Source organism: Pseudomonas sp. SDO5522_S412 (assembly GCF_054071215.1).
In genome coordinates this window covers 1-16,920 of the sequence record NZ_JBSVWQ010000124.1, presented here as the reverse complement: position 1 = coordinate 16,920, position 16,920 = coordinate 1, and the positions used below count along the sequence as shown (strand labels likewise).

General features: G+C 62.6%; 14 protein-coding genes. 10 read left to right on the top strand and 4 right to left on the bottom strand.

Annotated elements, in window-relative coordinates; genetic code table 11:
• The first annotated feature begins 174 nt into the window (after positions 1 to 174).
• The 3 genes from ACW9I6_RS21690 to ACW9I6_RS21680 all read left to right on the top strand — a co-directional run bounded on the left by ACW9I6_RS21690 (position 175) and on the right by ACW9I6_RS21680 (position 3,217).
• The gene (locus ACW9I6_RS21690) at positions 175 to 543 is read left to right on the top strand and encodes a c-type cytochrome (RefSeq protein ID WP_003219191.1); all 369 of its coding nucleotides are present in this window, start codon (positions 175 to 177) and stop codon (positions 541 to 543) included.
• Between the two features lie 77 nt (positions 544 to 620).
• Positions 621 to 1,949, top strand: coding sequence for a D-arabinono-1,4-lactone oxidase (locus tag ACW9I6_RS21685; protein ID WP_177068186.1), 1,329 nt, complete (start codon positions 621 to 623; stop codon positions 1,947 to 1,949).
• A 59-nt stretch (positions 1,950 to 2,008) separates the two neighbouring features.
• Positions 2,009 to 3,217, top strand: coding sequence for a DSD1 family PLP-dependent enzyme (locus ACW9I6_RS21680; protein ID WP_177022924.1), 1,209 nt, complete (start codon positions 2,009 to 2,011; stop codon positions 3,215 to 3,217).
• Between the two features lie 127 nt (positions 3,218 to 3,344).
• On the opposite strand, the gene ACW9I6_RS21675 is transcribed toward ACW9I6_RS21680, so the two are convergent.
• Entirely contained in the window at positions 3,345 to 4,286 is a 942-nt protein-coding gene (locus ACW9I6_RS21675) for a SphA family protein (protein WP_102368644.1), read from the bottom strand.
• A 203-nt stretch (positions 4,287 to 4,489) separates the two neighbouring features.
• On the opposite strand from ACW9I6_RS21675, the gene ACW9I6_RS21670 reads away from it, so the two are divergent.
• Together ACW9I6_RS21670 and ACW9I6_RS21665 are read left to right on the top strand one after the other, a co-directional pair.
• Positions 4,490 to 5,527, top strand: coding sequence for an AraC family transcriptional regulator (locus ACW9I6_RS21670; protein WP_008430730.1), 1,038 nt, complete (start codon positions 4,490 to 4,492; stop codon positions 5,525 to 5,527).
• Between the two features lie 111 nt (positions 5,528 to 5,638).
• Positions 5,639 to 6,076 carry a carboxymuconolactone decarboxylase family protein gene (locus ACW9I6_RS21665; protein WP_003219182.1) on the top strand — a complete coding sequence of 146 codons (438 nt, stop codon included), beginning with the start codon at positions 5,639 to 5,641 and terminating at the stop codon, positions 6,074 to 6,076.
• Between the two features lie 198 nt (positions 6,077 to 6,274).
• On the opposite strand, the gene ACW9I6_RS21660 is transcribed toward ACW9I6_RS21665, so the two are convergent.
• The gene (locus ACW9I6_RS21660; RefSeq protein ID WP_003219180.1) at positions 6,275 to 7,039 is read right to left on the bottom strand and encodes an AraC family transcriptional regulator; all 765 of its coding nucleotides are present in this window, start codon (positions 7,037 to 7,039) and stop codon (positions 6,275 to 6,277) included.
• A gap of 99 nt (positions 7,040 to 7,138) precedes the next feature.
• On the opposite strand from ACW9I6_RS21660, the gene ACW9I6_RS21655 reads away from it, so the two are divergent.
• Positions 7,139 to 8,269: an MFS transporter gene (locus ACW9I6_RS21655; RefSeq protein ID WP_003219178.1), complete on the top strand. Its 1,131-nt coding sequence runs from the start codon at positions 7,139 to 7,141 to the stop codon at positions 8,267 to 8,269.
• On the opposite strand, the gene ACW9I6_RS21650 is transcribed toward ACW9I6_RS21655, so the two are convergent.
• On the bottom strand, positions 8,259 to 10,421 hold the full coding sequence (locus tag ACW9I6_RS21650) for a TonB-dependent siderophore receptor (protein WP_457339800.1): 2,163 nt from the start codon (positions 10,419 to 10,421) through the stop codon (positions 8,259 to 8,261). The genes ACW9I6_RS21655 and ACW9I6_RS21650 overlap by 11 nt on opposite strands.
• A 190-nt stretch (positions 10,422 to 10,611) precedes the next feature.
• Between ACW9I6_RS21650 and ACW9I6_RS21645 the strand changes: the two genes are divergently transcribed.
• A complete protein-coding gene (locus ACW9I6_RS21645; protein ID WP_457339799.1) occupies positions 10,612 to 11,391 on the top strand; it encodes an acetoin reductase in 780 nt (259 codons plus the stop codon).
• A gap of 133 nt (positions 11,392 to 11,524) precedes the next feature.
• On the opposite strand, the gene ACW9I6_RS21640 is transcribed toward ACW9I6_RS21645, so the two are convergent.
• Positions 11,525 to 13,390 carry a sigma-54-dependent Fis family transcriptional regulator gene (locus ACW9I6_RS21640; RefSeq protein ID WP_003219161.1) on the bottom strand — a complete coding sequence of 622 codons (1,866 nt, stop codon included), beginning with the start codon at positions 13,388 to 13,390 and terminating at the stop codon, positions 11,525 to 11,527.
• Positions 13,391 to 13,700: 310 nt separating this feature from the next.
• Between ACW9I6_RS21640 and ACW9I6_RS21635 the strand changes: the two genes are divergently transcribed.
• The 3 genes from ACW9I6_RS21635 to ACW9I6_RS21625 are packed head-to-tail and all read left to right on the top strand — an operon-like array spanning position 13,701 to position 16,831.
• On the top strand, positions 13,701 to 14,678 hold the full coding sequence (locus ACW9I6_RS21635; RefSeq protein WP_003219159.1) for a thiamine pyrophosphate-dependent dehydrogenase E1 component subunit alpha: 978 nt from the start codon (positions 13,701 to 13,703) through the stop codon (positions 14,676 to 14,678).
• A 39-nt stretch (positions 14,679 to 14,717) separates the two neighbouring features.
• Complete coding sequence (locus ACW9I6_RS21630; protein ID WP_003219158.1) at positions 14,718 to 15,737, top strand: alpha-ketoacid dehydrogenase subunit beta; 1,020 nt, start codon at positions 14,718 to 14,720, stop codon at positions 15,735 to 15,737.
• On the top strand, positions 15,734 to 16,831 hold the full coding sequence (locus tag ACW9I6_RS21625; RefSeq protein ID WP_457339798.1) for an acetoin dehydrogenase dihydrolipoyllysine-residue acetyltransferase subunit: 1,098 nt from the start codon (positions 15,734 to 15,736) through the stop codon (positions 16,829 to 16,831). Before ACW9I6_RS21630 ends, ACW9I6_RS21625 begins: the two co-directional genes overlap by 4 nt.
• The last annotated feature ends 89 nt before the right edge of the window (positions 16,832 to 16,920 follow it).

Sequence of the window (16,920 nt, the reverse complement as noted above, 5' to 3'; positions counted from 1 at the left end):
ATTTGGTGACTGACACACCGCATTCGCGAGCAAGCCCGCTCCCACATTTGATCGGCGTTGCGGCTCAATCAACTGTCCGCCCAAGCCCCCTTTCTGTCCCCCAATACCCTCAACGCCGCGCCCTGGCTGCCTTAGTGTGGATCACGCTTTCACACAATAAGAGAGAAGGTGGCTATGCGGGCAATCAACCCCCGTCGCATCAGTCTGCTGCTGGCCGTGACCTGCCTGCTGACAGCCTGTGGCGACAAACCGAAACATCCCCCCGAACGTGCCACGGCGGCCAATGCCATGCCGAGCGACGCAGCCCTGGCCCAGGTCTACGACACCAGTTGCAAGCTGTGCCACGCCAACCCGGCCTCCGGTGCGCCGCTGACCGGTGACGGCCCGGCCTGGAGCCCGCGCATCGCCCAGGGCCCGGACACCCTGCTGGACCACACCATCAACGGCTACAACGGCATGCCCCCGATGGGGATGTGCGTGCAGTGCTCCGAAGAGCAATTCCTGGGGCTGATCAGCTTTATGTCGGGTCAACACATCCAATAAGAATAACGGGGTAGGCGATGGGGCTTTCACGGCGAGAATTATTGCAGCGCGGCGCGGTAGCCGGCGCGTTCATGGCATTGACCAGTAACCCGGTGCTGGCCCAGCTGGCCCGGGCACCGCGGCTGATTCCCTGGCGCAATTGGTCGGGGGCGCAAACCTGTCTGCCCCTGGCGCGGCTGGCGCCGAAGAACCTTGATGAACTGGTGCAGGTCATCGGCCAGGCACCGGGCAAGGTGCGGCCGGTGGGCTCGGGCCATTCGTTCAGTGCCCTGGTGCCCACCGACGGCACGTTGCTGTCCCTGAGCTACTTCAATGGCCTGCTGGATCACGACCCGCAAACCTTGCAGGCCACCTTCGCCGCCGGCACGCCGATGTCGCGCATGGGCCAGGCCTTGAAAGACGTCGGGCAGGCGCTGCCGAACATGGCGGATATCGACTACCAGACCCTGGCCGGGGCGATCTCCACTTCCACTCATGGCACCGGCGTGGGCTTCACCTCATATTCCGGTTGCGTCACCGGCCTGCAACTGGTGACCGCCCAGGGTGAGGTGCTGGAGTGCGACGCCAACCGCCACCCCGAGGTGTTCAGTGCCGCCCGGGTGTCCCTCGGCGCCCTCGGCGTGGCCACCCAGGTCCGCCTGCAAAACCGCGCACCGTACCGCCTGCGGGAGCGCCAGTGGATCGCCAAGACTGAAGAACTGCTGGAGGACGTGGCAAAGAACACCCGGGAAAACCAGCACTGGGAAATGCTCGTGGTGACCCATTCCGACTACGCCCTGTCCATCGCCCTGAACGAAACCACCGACCCCGAAACCCCGCCCATCGACCCGGCGGAGGCGGGCGGCAACGAGTTTGTGTCGATCATCGAGAAACTCGACAAATACGGCAGCGATTTCCCTGAGGCCCGGCGTACCTTGCTCAACAGCCTGCGCTTTTTTGCCAGCTTCGATGACCGCGTGGCCGAGTCGTTCCAGGTGTACGCCAACGTGCGCAACGTGCGGTTCAACGAGATGGAATATTCGGTGCCCGCCGAGCACGGGCCGGCGTGCCTGCGGGAAATCCTCAAGCTGATCAACGACAAGGACCTGCGCACCTGGTTTCCCATCGAGTACCGCTACGTCAAGGCCGATGACATTCCGCTGAGCATGTTCGAGGGCCGCGACAGCTGTTCGATTTCCGTGCACCAGCACTACACCATGGACCACCACAACTTCTTCGCCGCCGTAGAACCGATCTTCTGGAAATACGCCGGTCGCCCGCACTGGGGCAAGTTGCACACCCTCAATGCGCGCACCTTGCAGCCGCTGTATCCGCGCTGGGAGGAATTTACCCGAGTGCGCCGCGAGCTGGACCCCAGCGGCAAATTCCTCAATGCGCACCTGTCGTCTATTCTGGGAGTGGCCTGATGAACCGCAGACATTTCATGCTCGGCACCGGCGTGTTGCTGGTGGGTGGTGACATCTTGCTGAGGCCGGGCGACCGCGGCAGCCCTTACACCGAGTATTTCCGCAGCCTCAACCAGGAACTCAAGGCCCATGGGCCGATGCGCCCGGTGATGCTGATCGACCTCGATCGCCTGGACCACAACATCGACGTGGTGATGCAGTCGGTGCAGCGCGGCGGCAAACACCTGCGGCTGGTGGAGAAATCCCTGCCGTCGCCGGGGCTGCTGGCGTACATCGCCAAGCGAGCCGGCACCCAGCGCCTGATGTCGTTTCACCAGCCATTTCTGAATCACGACGCCCAGGTCTTTCCCGATGCGGACATCCTGCTGGGCAAGCCGTTGCCGGTGCGTTCCGCCGAGTTGTTTTACCAAACCCACAAGGGCCCGTTCGATCCGTCCCGGCAGCTGCAATGGCTGCTGGACACCCCCGAGCGCTTGCAACAATACCTGGCGCTGGCCCAGGGATTGGGCACGAAACTACGGGTCAATATCGAGCTGGATGTGGGCCTGCATCGCGGCGGCATCAGCGACAACGCGGTACTGGGGCAAATGCTCACGCTGATCAGCGCTCATCCGCAGCAGCTGGAATTCAGTGGGTTCATGGGCTACGACCCGTTCGTGGGCATGGGCGTGCCGGGGATTCTCGGCTCGCCCCAGGACCTGTTCGACAAAGTCATGCAGCGCTACAACGGCTATGTGGATTACACCCGCCAGCACTTTGCGCCGCTGTGGCGCGACGGGCTGACGTTGAATACGGCAGGCAGCCCGAGCTATCGCATTCACGAGCAGGAGAAGCTCAGCAGCGAGGTGTCGGTGGGCACGGCGTTGCTCAAGCCGACGCACTATGACTTGCCGTCGCTGAGCGAGCATGTGCCGGCGGCCTATATCGCCACGCCCGTGTTGAAAAGCACCGGGCCGGTGGACATTCCGGCGCTGGACGGCAAGTCGCGGTTGTTCTCGTGGTGGGATGCGAATCAGCGCGCCACGTTCTTTATTTATGGGGGCAACTGGATGGCGGAGTTTGAATCGCCTAGGGGCTTGCAGAGTAATGACCTGTATGGGCGCAGCTCCAATCAGGAGATGGTCAATGGTTCGCCCAAGGTGGGGCTGAACGTGGAAGACCAGGTGTTTCTTCGCCCGACCCAGAGTGAGTTTGTGCTGCTGCAGTTCGGGGATTTGCTGGCAGTGCGGGGCGGGAAAATCGTCGATACCTGGCCGGTCTACACCTGACAACGCCGTCCCACTGTAGGAGCGAGCTTGCTCGCGAAAAACCCAAGGACGACGCGTTCATCCAGACGGCCCGCGTTATCGTTGACGTTTTTCGCGAGCAAGCTCGCTCCTACAGTTTTTGCCGGGTTTACAAGGCAAACGGAATCGTCAACTTCGCCCACAACATGTCGCCTTCCGGCCGGTTCTGCACATCAAACTCCTTGGCCCAGCGCACCTCGGCACTCGCATACTTGAGGAAGGTGAAATACACCGCCGGACCGATCGCAAACACCTGGCCCTTGACCCCGTCATCCACATCTTCGCCATAGATGTTCACCACGGTATGCCCGTATTGCTTATCGTCGGTGGTCTGCTTGAGGTAGTAGCCGTTGAGCCCAAGGCTGAGGTTATCCGTCACCTTGTAGCTGGCCGAGTAGTCGAAGTGAAAAATCTGCCCCGAACGGTAATGGGTGTCGGGGTTTTCCTTGTTGAAGCTGTAGGTGGTCTTGATCGACAGCTCGGTGCGCTCGTTGGGCATCCAGGTCGCCGACACCAACGGTTTGTAGGTGTAGAAATTGTTGCTGGTATTGGCCAGGCGCGTGGCGTCGTATTCGCCGGTGGGCAGGGTGATTTCCAGGGCGGTGCCCACTGTCAGGTTCCTGCCCAGGTCCCAGAGGATGATCGGCGCCACGGTGGTGTCGCCCATGCTTTCCCGGGTGTCGGACATGCCGAACAGCGACACCTGTTGCTTCAGGTACGGCTGGGCGATGTAGCCGCCCAGGCGCCCGCCGAATACCCGCAACGGGCTGAGGTAATCCAGGCGCGGGATGATCGCGTCGGACTTGATCTTCACGTCCGGCACCTTGCCACCCAACGAGCTGATATCGAGCTTCCTGGCTTCGTAATGGTTGTAATAGATGTTGAAGGCGAACATGTGGTCGGGCAGGTTGTTGACGTCCAGCGGCAGGATGTAGAAGCCATCGGTGCCGGGGCCGATGTTGTCGACGCCGCCTTCGGTGGCCAGGGCCGGCAGGCTGATGAGGGTCAACAGGGCGAGTTGCACGGGGTAAAACGCACGGGTCGTGTTCATGTCTGGGCTCATTATTATTATCAGGACGACGCTGCCTATAGAAATAAGCCCTGAACGGCCAGCGGGGCAGGGTATTGGCGGCCACATAGGGGGACTTTGGCGGACAGCTTTCATCCAGAGTGCAGCAGTTCTTGCAAGAGCCTATGATTGTCAGGATGTTTCCAAAACAAGAACTGAAGCACTCAGTCGGGAATCGAAGATCCATGCAAAGGAAAGCCGTTGATCCGCACTATGACCTGGCCCTGGTCTCGCCATTTCTGCTGCAAACCCTCGGCCAAGTGGTCGCGCAAAAAGGCGCGAGCGCCGAGCACCTGTGTCGTGGCCTGGGATTTACTTTGGCCGACCTGGACGACCCGGCCCAGCGCATTTCCTATCGCCAAGCGGTAGCGATGATCCAGCGTGCACTCAAGGTGTTGCCCGACCAGGGGCTGGGCCTGTGGGTAGGCCATCAGAACGTACTCGGCACCCTGGGCCTGCTCGGCCATGTGATTTCACTGTGCAAGACGTTGCGCGATGCGTTTGCCATCGGGGAACGTCATCAGCACACCTCCGGTGGTATCGCCACCTCGCGCACCCATGAAGGCCCCCAGGAAGTTTTCGTCGATATCGAATGCCTGCTGCCCTACGCCGAGGTGCAGGTGTTTGCCGCCGAGGAGTTCTTCGCCAGCCTGATGGTGTATGGCCGCGCCCTGGTGGGCGAGGGCTTCATGCCGCTGCGGGTCGAATTTATCCACGCCGCGCCCAGCTATGTCGCTGACTATCACCAGCTGTTGGGTGCGGATGTGCGTTTTGGCTGCCTGCATAACCGCATGGTCCTGGCCAGCCACTGGCTGGATGTGCGGCTGCCCAATCACCATGCCCTGGCCTTGCGCCAGGCCCTGGAACTGCTGGAACTGGAAAGCGCGCAACTGCATCAGAAAATGGATTTGATCCAGGCGGTGGAGCGCGCGATTTCCCGGGATTTGCAGGGCAGCCAGCTGGAAAAGGTCGCCAGTGACTTGAACATGAGCGGGCGTACCTTGCGCCGGCGCCTGACCGAGCATGGGCTGACGTTCGAGGGCTTGCTGGAACAGGTGCGCAGGGCAAGGACCATGGGCTTGCTGAGCAACCCGGGGTTGTCCATCGAACGGATCACCGAGGAAGTTGGCTACAGCGATGTGCGCAGTTTTCGGCGGGCGTTCAAGCGCTGGACCGGGCTGAGCCCCAGTGCGTTTCGCGGTGAAGGCGCAGGGCCGGGGTGATCGTCAGGATTGGCCCCATTGGCTACCTGATCTTTCCCCGGATTGGCTATTTGTCCAATGCCCCCTCGTCACTACTCTAGACACCAATCCCCACTGTTCTGGAGTATCACCATGCAAGCTCGTACCGACTTCTACACCGCCTCCCCGGATGCCATGAAAGCCATGCTGGCCCTGGAGGCTGCCGTCGGCAAACTGTCCATCGAACTGCCGCTGCTGGAACTGGTGCGCCTGCGTGTGTCGCAGATCAACGGCTGCGCCTTCTGCCTCGACATGCACACCGCCGACGCCCGCAAGGGGGGCGAGACCGAGCGTCGCCTGTACACCGTGTCGGCCTGGCGTGAAACGCCGTTCTTCACCCCCCGTGAACGTGCCGCGCTGGCCTGGGCCGAAAGCCTGACCCTGCTGAGCCAGACCCACGCACCGGATGCAGACTTCACCGAACTGGCCGCCCACTTCAGCCCGCAAGAGCAAGTCGACCTGAGCGTGGCGATCGCCACCATCAACAGCTGGAACCGTCTGGCGGTGGGTTTTCGCAAGATGCCTAAATAACCCGACAAGACGCCGGGATGACTGATCGTTCCCGCGCTCTGCGTGGGAATGCCGCCCCGGACGCTCTGCGTCCAGCGGGCGATGCAAGGCTCAAGTCTTGCGTACGGGTGACGCGGAGCGTCACGGGATGCATTCCCACGCAGAGCGAGGGAACGATCAATGAAGCCGATCTACCACCGGGTTACAGCCAGTCGGCATTCACTTGAAGTAACCCCGTGGCGTGGCGCCGGTCATGGCCTTGAAGAAGGCGATCAGCGCACTGTCACTGGCAAAGCCCAACTCAAAGGCGCAGTACCCGAGACTGCGCCCGGTGGCGAGCAGCTCGATGGCGCGCATCAGGCGCCACTGCTGGCGCCATTGCTGATAGCCCATGCCGGTTTCCCGCAGGAAGATCCGGCCGATGGTTTTGCCGCTGGCGGCCACCTGGCGTTGCAAGGCTTGCAGCTCCGGTGGCAGCGCGTCGAGGTTCTGCAATAACGGCGCCAGGCGTTTGTCCGTGGGCAGGGGCAGCAGCAGCGGTTGCTCGACTGCCTCGCGGATTTCACTCAGGCACAGCGCCAGCAAATGCGCGTATTTGCCCTGTTGCCAATCGGTGTCGAACGCCGCCATTGCCATGGGCTCCAGCACCGCCCGCAGCAGCGCACTCACCTCAATCACCCGCACTTGTGCCGGCAACTGCCCGGCCAATGCCGGGCTGACATACACCGAACGGTAATCCACGGTCTGTTGCATCACTGCCCGGTGCGGCACACCGCCGGGAATCCACGCTGCCCGAGTGGGCGGCAACAGGCACAGTTGGTTGGCCAGGGTAATGCGCGTGCAGCCCTGTTGGGTGAACAGCAATTGCCCGCGCTGATGCTGATGTACACCGGAGTCGTGATCACCCAGCAGGGCGGCGATGCCCACCACGGGCGCGTCGAAGCGGTCGGGATCGAAAGGTGTCTGCGCCGCCAGCCATGCCATGGGATGTCCGATTTCATTGATAAGGTGTCGAAGTCTGGATAATACGCCAGCTGCCGCTGTTTAGACTCCCTGGCCTGTTTACTCGTGAAGAGCGTCTGGATGATGTTGAAAAACTTGCTGGTGCTGGCGGTGGCGCTGCTGATGTTCCCGCAAATCGCACAAACCCTGTATAGCCCTGCGCTGGCGGATATCGGCCAGGCGTTTGCGGTAGGGCCCGAGGCGGCGGGGCAGACCTTGTCGGTGTACTTTCTGGCCTTCGCGTTCGGGGTCGTGGTGTGGGGACGCTTGTGTGACCGCTTCGGCCGGCGCCCGGTGATGCTGGCCGGGTTGGCCCTTTATGGCGCGGCCACAGCGCTGGCCTTGGGCGTGCGTTCGTTCAACGGCCTGTTGCTGGCCCAGGCGGTGGCGGCGTTTGGTGCGGCGGTGGGGTCGGTGGTGACGCAAACCGTGCTGCGCGACCGCTTCAGCGGTGCCGGGCTGGCGCAGGTGTTTTCAGTCGTGGGCATTGCCCTGGCGGCCAGCCCCGCCATTGGCCTGTTCACTGGCGCGGGCCTGGTGCAGCACTTTGGCTATCGCGGGGTGCTCACAGGCTTGTTGCTGCTGGCGCTGACGTTATTGGCCTGGTGCCTGTGGGCCTTGCCGGAAACCCGCCCGGCCTCGCTGCCCACAGCGTCGTTGCGCGGCACCCTGGGCCTGATGCTCAAGGATGCGGCGCTGTGGCGTTCGGTGGGGCTGGTCGCGGTCTTCAATATCGCGCTGTTCAGCTATTACAGCCTGGGGCCGTTTGTGTTCCAGCGCCTGGGGTTGTCTGCCGAGCAGTTCGGCTACAGCGGCGTCCTGCTGGCGTTGGGCTCGGGGCTTGGGGCCTGGCTCAACAAGGGGTTGCTCAAGCGCGGGGCCGGCAGCGAACAGCTGGTGCTGGCAGCCGGTGGCGTGATGTTAGTGGGCAGCGTGCTGGTGGTGCTGTTACAGGACCGTTGGCTGTTCGTGTTGCCGATGCTGTTGGTGGTCATGGCCTTCGGCATGGCGATTCCCAATGTCCTGGGGGCGGCACTCACGGCTTATCGCGACCGCCTTGGCACCGCCGGTGCCTTGTTCGGTTTGCTGTATTACCTGGTGATCGGGGTGGGGTTGACCCTGGCAGCCTGGGTCCAGCAGTTGGGCTGGACCCTGTTGGTGTGCGCCTTGGCGGCGCTATGCCTGGCGATCCCGCGTACCGTCAGAAATTGACCGTGGCACTCAAGCGCGCCGTCAACGGCGCACCCTGGAACAGGTAGTCATCGCCCATGTATTCGCCGGCATCTCGCCAGTAACGCTTGTCGAACAGGTTGTCGACGCTCAGGCGAAACACCGTTTCATAGCCATCGAGTTTGGTGGTGTAGCGGCTGCCGACGTTGACGATGGCGTAGTCGTCCACTTCCACATCACCGGTGCGATTGGCGTACTTGTTGGCGCTGTATTGCACGCCGCCGAGCAGCGCCAGGCCGTCGACCCAGGGCAGGGCGTAGTCGGCGTACAGACTGGCCCGCAGTTTCGGCACGTTGATCGCTTGATGGCCTTCGTATTCCGGCGTGCCGCTGCCCGTCACCCGTGCACGGATGGCCGCGACGCTGGCGGCGATCTGCAAGCGCTGGGTGGCCCAGCCGTTGGCGGACAATTCCAGGCCGGTGTTTTTCTGCTCGCCCTGTTGCACGTAGGTGTAGTCGCCGGCGTCATCCGGCCTGGCATATTGATAGGCCTGGCGAGTCTGGAAGATCGCGGCGGCAAAGCTGATGCGGCGCCAGTCGTATTTCACCCCGGCTTCGATCTGGCGGGAAACTGTCGGGGCGAGGGTTTCATCTTTATTCAGGGCAAACCACGGCGCGGTACCGCCCAGGGACAGGCCTTTGCTGTAGCTGGTGTAGAGCGACAGGTTTTCAATCGGTTTGTAGATCAGCGCCGCCTGGGGCAGGAACACATACTGCCGGGTGTGGCGCGACTCGTTGCCCTGATCATCGAAAGCCTTTTCGTCCAGGCGCACTTCGCGGCCGCCCACGATGGTCTGCCATTGCTCGTTGAAGCTGATGCGGTCGGTGACGAACAGGCCGTATTGGCGGCTGTCGAGGTTGCGATGACTATCGTTCAGGGGCTTATCGGTGGGCGCGAAGTTTTCCGGGTCCTGATTGATATTGCCGGAGCCAATCATCTCGTTGACCGATTCGCGCTTGTCCACCACTCGCCGAAACGCACTGCTGCCAAACGTCAACTCATGCCCCAGGCCACCGGTATTGAACAACCCGGTCATCGCGGCCTGGATTTCATCATCGCGCCGGGTGTCATCAGGGCTGCGGAAGTCATAGATATCGTAGTTGCCTTCCGGGCTGAAGTAGTTCGGTACCTTGGCCCCGGCACAGCTCGCGGACCCGTAGCAGCCCCACGCAAACGAACTGTAATCATCAATCACCACCTTGCTGCGCGCCGCGCTGACGCTGCCTTTCCACTGGTCACTGAAGCGATATTCAAACTTGCCGTTGAGGTTCAGCGAATCAATCCCTACCTGATTCGCACCGCTCTGATGCCCCAGCAGTTTTTTCGGCGACGCGTGGTGCGGCACCTCGGTCCCGCCCAGCAACTGATAACCCGGCACCGAGCGCTGTTGCTTGTTCTGATACTCGGCATCCAGCTGCAATACCGCGTCGGGGCTGATGTTCCAGTCGAACGCCAGGGACAGGAAATCCCGGTGGCCATTGGCATGTTCGACATAGGAATGCAGGTCTTCATGGGCCACGTTGGCGCGCAGGCCGAACTGCTGCTCGCTGCCAAACCAGCCGCCCACGTCGGTGGCCAGGTAACCACTGCCGCGATCATCGGTGGACACCGTCACCGAGCGCACATCCTCCGGGCGCTTGGTCACGTAATTGATCACGCCGCTGGGCTCGGAAATCCCGCTTTGCATACCCGACAATCCCTTGAGCAGCTCCACGAGCTGCTTGTTCTCCAGGGCAACGTTCTGCTCGCCGGTGATGGTGCGGCCATTGATCTTGTAACTGCTGGCGGCATTCAGCGAGAAACCGCGCACCACGAAGTTTTCGTAGTAGCCGATGGGCGCATAGCTGTCGCCCACCGAGGCGTCATTGCGCAGCACTTCGCTGAGCAAGCGCGCCTGCTGGTCCTTGATCAACGACTCGTTGAACACCGCGATCGAGGCCGGCGTGTCGAGCAACGGCGCCTCATTGAAAGCGCCCACCGACGCGGTGTCGGTGTTATAGCCGGATTCATCCTGGCCCTGGACCTTCACCTCCGGCAGCTCGATATCAGCCGCCTGGCTGCTTCCAATACCTGCGCTGAGCAACAGGCCGAGGGCAAAACGTGAAGGGGCAGCGGGGCGAAGACGCAAAACCATGGGGGAAGGCCTGAGAGCGCAGAGCGGAGGGCGCATAAGCTAGGCATAACGGCGGCGTTTTACAAGTTTTCGAGAATGGTTCGCTTTGAGACGTCCCGTCTCAGCCCGCAGATCAATCCTGCTGCTGCTCGACAGCGGCCCCTGGCAACTGCGATAGACAAGGCTTCTCTCACCGTTGAAGGAGATCGTCATGAGTATCGCTGGAAAAGTTGCACTGGTGACCGGCGCCGGGCAAGGCATCGGCCGGGCCATCGCCCTGCGCCTGGCGCGGGACGGCGCCGACATTGCGTTGGTGGACATCAACAGCGCGAAGATTGAAGCGGTGGCGGCCGAAGTCGTTGCACTGGGGCGCAAGGCCTCGGTGTATGTCGCCGATGTCTCGAAGCTGGAGCAAGTGGTCGCGGCGGTGGACCATGCCCACCGGACCCTGGGCGGCTTCGACATCATCATCAACAACGCCGGTGTCGCACAGATTGACGCACTGCTGGACGTAACCCCGGAACAGGTCGACCGCACGTTGCATATCAACGTGCAGGGCACGCTTTGGGGCATCCAGGCCGCAGGCAAGAAATTCAAGGCGCTGAAGCAGAAGGGCAAGATCATCAATGCCTGCTCGATTGCCGGCCATGAAGGCTTTGCGCTGCTGGGGGTGTACTCGGCCACCAAGTTTGCCGTGCGTGCGCTGACCCAGGCCGCGGCGAGGGAACTGGCCATTGACGGGATTACCGTCAACGCCTACTGCCCGGGTGTGGTGGGCACCGACATGTGGGTCGAGATCGACAAGCGCATGGCCGAGATTACCGGCGCCGAGGTGGGGGCGACGTACAAGAAGTATGTGGACGGGATTGCGTTGGGCCGGGCGGAAACGCCGGAGGATGTAGCGGGGCTGGTGTCGTACCTGGCGGGGCCGGATTCGGATTACATGACCGGGCAATCGCCGTTGATTGATGGCGGGATTCTGTACCGCTGAGCTGGCGGAATCACTCGGTCAAAAAATGTGGGAGCGGGCTTGCTCGCGAAGGCGGAGTGTCAGTCACCGGAAATGTTGACTGGTACACCGTCTTCGCGAGCAAGCCCGCTCCCACATTTTTGACCGTGTTGGGTCAGTGCTTGCCGGGCATGTCGATACCCAGCTGGTTAACCCGCCGATACAAGGTCGCCCTGGAAATCCCCAACGCCTGCGCCGCCGCCAGCGGCTTCCACCGATGCCGAATCAGTGCGTCCAGCACCAACTGCCGTTCCGGGCTGACGCTTTCCGATGTTTCCACCGCAACCGCGTCACCACGAACTTCCACCGGCAAATCCGCCAGTTGAATTGTCCCGCCGTCGCACACCGCACAGGCGTATGCCAATACATGCCGCAGTTGCCGCACATTCCCCGGCCAGGCATAACCCAGCAGCGACTCCAGCGCCGCTGCCGCGATCCCGACCGCAACACCGCTGTGCCGCGCCTCCTGCTCCAGAAGCCGATTGATCAATGCCAGTTTGTCCATGCGCTCGCGCAATGGCGGCACACAGAACCGCGCACAGCCCAACCGGAAATACAAATCCTCGCGAAAGCTTCCAGCACTCACCAGCGCCGCCAAGTCCCGATGGCTGGCGCAGATCACCTGGATATCCACCGCCCGGGTTTTTGCCCCGCCCAGCGGCGCCACTTCACCTTCGGCCATTACCCGCAGCAGTCGCGTCTGCAACGCCAGCGGCATGTCGCCGATCTCGTCGAGAAACAACGTGCCGCCATCGGCCTGCAACAGCAGCCCGGTCATGCCCTTGCTGGAGGCACCGGTAAATGCCCCGGCCACGTAGCCGAACAGTTCGCTCTCGATCAGGTTTTCCGGGATCGCCGCGCAGTTCACCGCCACAAAGGGGCCGTCGCGACGGGCACTGCGTTCATGCAACTGGCGGGCAAACACTTCCTTGCCGGCGCCGGTTTCGCCCTGGACCAGCACCGGCAGGTTGCGGTCCTTGACCCGCACGGCCAGGCGCAGATGTTCTTCTACTCGCGGGTCTACCTGATGACTCGAAGACACCGTCGCACGTGCAGCCTTACGCCGCGGCGCGCTGACCCGTACCTGCAACGCCCCCGGCTCGCCGAGCCAATGCAACTGCTGCGTCGATTGATCGGTCACGGCGCGCAACGCGTCCAGGTCAAACACTTCGCCGATATGCTCCGGCAATTGCCCGAAGCGCAACCTCAGGGCCTGCCGCGCCTTGCTGTTCAAGGCTTGCAGCCGCCCATCCTGATCCCACGCCAGCAGCATGTCCGGCTGGCTGTCGACGTAACCGGGCGTGCTGTGGGCCTGCAACACCCAATGTTGCCGGGCGCTGTGCATGAAAAACGCGTTCTCGATGGCCCGCGCGCTTTGCGCCACCATCTGCCGCACCAGGTGCTGGCTGCGCCGGTCATCCGGCGATTTCAGGGCGGAGGCGTCCATCACGCCCAGCAGGTTGCCCTGGGGATCAAAGATGGGGGCGGCAGAGCAGGTCAGGCCGATAAACGCCGCACGAAAGTGGTCGCGCTTGTGCACGGTGACCGCGGCCTTGCTGGTCAGCACCGTGGCCACGCCACAGGTGCCTTCCTCGGCTTCCGACCAGCAGGTGCCCAGGTACAGGCCGGCCTTGCGGCAGTCGTTGCGAATGCCGGCGTCCACACGATGGTCGATGGTCTGGCCCTGGGCGTCGGTAAGCATCACGCAGTAATCGGCGTGGCGCACCCGGTTGTGAATCTGCCCGACTTCCTCACTGGCGATGCGCATGAACAGCTCGGCGCGTTCGCGGCATTCCTTGAGCAGGGTGCTGGTGAGGATGCGCGGCCCTTGCAGGGAACCGGGGTCGAGGTGGTGCTGCTCCATGGAGCGGCGCCAGGAATCAAAAATCAGCGACGGCACCGGCGCCTGGGGCAGGCGGTCGGCGTTGCGTACCACGCGGCTGACACAGTCGACATGGTCCTTGGAGTTCACGGCGAGCATGGAAGCCTCCGGTTCTCGATCCTTGTTGTTATGCCCGCCATTAAGCGCCCATGGGCCGGGAGGAACAAGGCCGGCCTGACCAACTGCCCGAGGTGAGACGCAGCGTCTCATTGCGCCGCAGACGCTGCGGGCAGGTTGCAACGGCGCGTCTCATTGAACGGCCCACAGTGGCACGTCCACGCTTCCAGGCAACTGCTCTGGGTCAAGGCTTTCCCGGGTTTTCCAACGGGTTGGCACAGGCCGTGCTGAGTGCCTTGCAGCTGGCCTGATCCAGCCTTTTGTGTGTCGAGACAACCTGGAGAACAACAAGATGTCCACTCACCTGTCCACCGATCAATTGCTCCATGCCTACACCGTGATGCGCACCATCCGTGATTTCGAAGAACGCCTGCACGTGGAATTCGCCACCGGCGAGATTCCCGGTTTCGTGCATTTGTATGCCGGCCAGGAGGCCAGCGCCGCCGGGGTCATGGCCCACCTCAACGATGAAGATTGCATCGCCTCCAACCACCGTGGCCACGGCCATTGCATCGCCAAGGGCGTGGATGTGTTCGGCATGATGGCCGAGATCTACGGCAAGAAGACCGGCGTCTGCGGCGGCAAGGGCGGCTCCATGCACATCGCCGACCAGGAGAAGGGCATGCTCGGCGCCAACGGCATTGTGGGTGCCGGGGCGCCGCTGGCAGCCGGTGCGGCGCTGGCGGCCAAGCTCAAGGGCAGCGCGGGGGTGGCGGTCGCGTTTTTCGGCGACGGCGGCTCCAACGAGGGGGCGGTGTTCGAAGCGATGAACCTGGCCTCGATCATGAACCTGCCGTGCCTGTTCGTGGCCGAGAACAACGGTTATGCCGAAGCCACCGGGTCCGGCTGGTCGGTGGCCTGCAAGGACATTGCCGAGCGCGCCGTGGGTTTTGGCATGCCGGGGGTGATTGTCGACGGCAACGACTTTTTTGCCGTGCACGCCGCCCTCGGCGTTGCGGTAGAGCGTGCCCGCAGCGGTAAAGGGCCGACGCTGGTGGAGGTCAAACTGAGCCGTTTCTACGGCCACTTCGAAGGCGATGCGCAAACCTATCGCGGCCCGGACGAAGTGAAAAACCTGCGGGAAACCGGCGACTGCCTGAGCCTGTTTCGCCAGCGCTGCACCGCCGAAGGCTGGCTCGACGCGGCTCAGTTCGAACGCATCGACACCGAAGTCGCGCAGCTGATCGAAGACGCCGTGCGCCTGGCCAAGTCCGATCCCAAACCCCAGGCCGCCGACCTGCTGAGCGATGTCTACGTCGCCTACCGCTAACCGTCACCCACTACAAAAACAATCCGTGGAGAAGTCATCATGGCTAGAAAAATCAGCTATCAGCAGGCAATCAACGAAGCCCTGGCCCAAGAGATGCGCCGCGACCAGAGCGTGTTCATCATCGGCCAGGACGTGTCCGGCGGCACCGGTTCGCCCGGTGAACAGGACGCCTGGGGTGGCGTGCTCGGCGTCACCAAGGGGCTGTATCCGGAGTTCCCCGACCGCGTGCTCGACGCGCCACTTTCCGAGGTCGGTTATGTGGGCATGGCCGTCGGTGCAGCCACCCGTGGCATGCGCCCGGTGTGCGAGTTGATGTTCGTCGACTTTATCGGCTGCTGCCTCGACCAGTTGCTCAACCAGGCGGCGAAGTTTCGCTATATGTTCGGTGGCAAGACCACCACGCCGCTGGTGGTGCGCGCCATGTACGGCGCCGGCCTGCGTGCGGCGGCCCAGCATTCGCAGATGCTCACCTCGATGTGGACGCATATTCCCGGGCTCAAGGTGGTGTGCCCGGCCACGCCCTATGACGCCAAGGGCATGCTGATCCAGGCGATCCGCGACAACGACCCGGTGATTTTCCTCGAACACAAAATGCTCTACAGCCTCCAGGGCGAAGTGCCGGAAGAGCTGTACACCGTGCCGTTCGGCGAAGCCAACTACGTGCGTGAAGGCAACGATGTAACCCTGGTGACCTACGGGCGCATGGTGCACATCGCCCTGGAAGCCGCCGCCAATCTGGCGCGCCAGGGTATCGACTGCGAAGTGTTGGACCTGCGCACCACCAGCCCGCTGGACGAAGACAGCATCCTTGAAAGCGTGGAGAAAACCGGGCGCCTGGTGGTGATCGACGAGTCCAACCCACGTTGCTCGATTGCCACGGACATCAGTGCATTGGTGGCGCAACGGGCGTTCGGCTTCCTGCGCGCGCCGATCGAAATGGTCACCGCGCCTCACACGCCGGTGCCGTTCTCCGATGCCCTGGAGGACCTGTACATCCCCAACGCGGCGAAGATCGAAGCTGCGGTGCTGAAGATCGCCGACAAGAGGAATGCCGCATGATCCATACACTGACCATGCCCAAGTGGGGGCTGTCGATGACCGAGGGCCGGGTTGATGTCTGGCTCAAGCAGCCGGGCGACCCGGTGGAGAAGGGTGAAGAAGTGCTGGATGTCGAGACCGACAAGATTTCCAGCAGTGTCGAGGCACCCTTCAGCGGGGTGCTGCGGCGGGTGTTGGCCCAGAGCGATGAGACATTGCCCGTGGGGGCATTGCTGGCAATCGTGGTGGAAGGCGAGGCCAGCGAGGCCGAGATTGATGGGGTGATCGAGGCGTTCCAGGCGGGGTTCGTTTCCAGTGCCGCCGAGGCTGAAGCCAGCGGGCCATCGGCACAGAAGGTCGAGGTGGGCGGGCGCCTGCTGCGCTATCTGGACCTCGGGGAGGGCGGCACACCGCTGGTGCTGGTGCACGGCTTTGGTGGCGACCTGAATAACTGGCTGTTCAATCACCCGGTGCTCGCGGCTGAGCGGCGGGTGATCGCCCTGGATTTGCCGGGGCATGGCGAGTCGGGCAAGTACCTGCAAACGGGCGAGCTTGAGGAGCTGAGCCAGGCGGTATTGGCACTGCTGGATTATCTGAAGGTTGACCGGGTACACCTCGCCGGGCATTCCATGGGCGGGCTGGTTTCCCTGAACCTCGCGCGGGTGGCACCGCAGCGTGTGGCGTCGTTGACCCTGATCGCCAGCGCTGGGTTGGGTACGCAGATCAACAGTGACTACCTGCAAGGTTTTATCGACGCGAGCAATCGCAATGCACTCAAGCCGCAACTGGTGCAACTGTTCAGCGATCCGGCGCTGGTGACTCGGCAGATGCTGGAAGACATGCTCAAGTTCAAGCGCCTGGAGGGTGTGGAGCAGGCGTTGCGGCAGATCACCGGAGCGTTGTTCAGCGGTGGTCGGCAATTGGTGGATTTGCGCAGTGTGGTGGGGCAGCAGCCGAGCCTGGTGATCTGGGGCAGTGAGGACGCAATCATCCCGGCGAGCCATGCCCAGGGGCTGGAGGCTCAGGTGGAGATACTGCCGGGGCAGGGGCATATGGTGCAGCTGGAGGCAGCGGAGCGGGTGAATCAGTTGATGCTGGCGTTTCTTCGGACCTGATCGTTCCCACGCTCCGCGTGGGAACGATCTTCAAATGTGGGAGCGGGCTTGCTCGCGAAGGCGGTGTATCAGTGCCAGATTTATTGACT

Coding starts and splice junctions, on each gene's coding strand:
- ACW9I6_RS21690 (WP_003219191.1), top strand. CDS start 175: ATGCGGGCAATCAACCCCCGTCGCATCAGTCTGCTGCTGGCCGTGACC.
- ACW9I6_RS21675 (WP_102368644.1), bottom strand. CDS start 4,286: ATGAACACGACCCGTGCGTTTTACCCCGTGCAACTCGCCCTGTTGACC.
- ACW9I6_RS21670 (WP_008430730.1), top strand. CDS start 4,490: ATGCAAAGGAAAGCCGTTGATCCGCACTATGACCTGGCCCTGGTCTCG.
- ACW9I6_RS21665 (WP_003219182.1), top strand. CDS start 5,639: ATGCAAGCTCGTACCGACTTCTACACCGCCTCCCCGGATGCCATGAAA.
- ACW9I6_RS21660 (WP_003219180.1), bottom strand. CDS start 7,039: ATGGCATGGCTGGCGGCGCAGACACCTTTCGATCCCGACCGCTTCGAC.
- ACW9I6_RS21655 (WP_003219178.1), top strand. CDS start 7,139: ATGATGTTGAAAAACTTGCTGGTGCTGGCGGTGGCGCTGCTGATGTTC.
- ACW9I6_RS21650 (WP_457339800.1), bottom strand. CDS start 10,421: ATGGTTTTGCGTCTTCGCCCCGCTGCCCCTTCACGTTTTGCCCTCGGC.
- ACW9I6_RS21645 (WP_457339799.1), top strand. CDS start 10,612: ATGAGTATCGCTGGAAAAGTTGCACTGGTGACCGGCGCCGGGCAAGGC.
- ACW9I6_RS21640 (WP_003219161.1), bottom strand. CDS start 13,390: ATGCTCGCCGTGAACTCCAAGGACCATGTCGACTGTGTCAGCCGCGTG.
- ACW9I6_RS21635 (WP_003219159.1), top strand. CDS start 13,701: ATGTCCACTCACCTGTCCACCGATCAATTGCTCCATGCCTACACCGTG.
- ACW9I6_RS21630 (WP_003219158.1), top strand. CDS start 14,718: ATGGCTAGAAAAATCAGCTATCAGCAGGCAATCAACGAAGCCCTGGCC.
- ACW9I6_RS21625 (WP_457339798.1), top strand. CDS start 15,734: ATGATCCATACACTGACCATGCCCAAGTGGGGGCTGTCGATGACCGAG.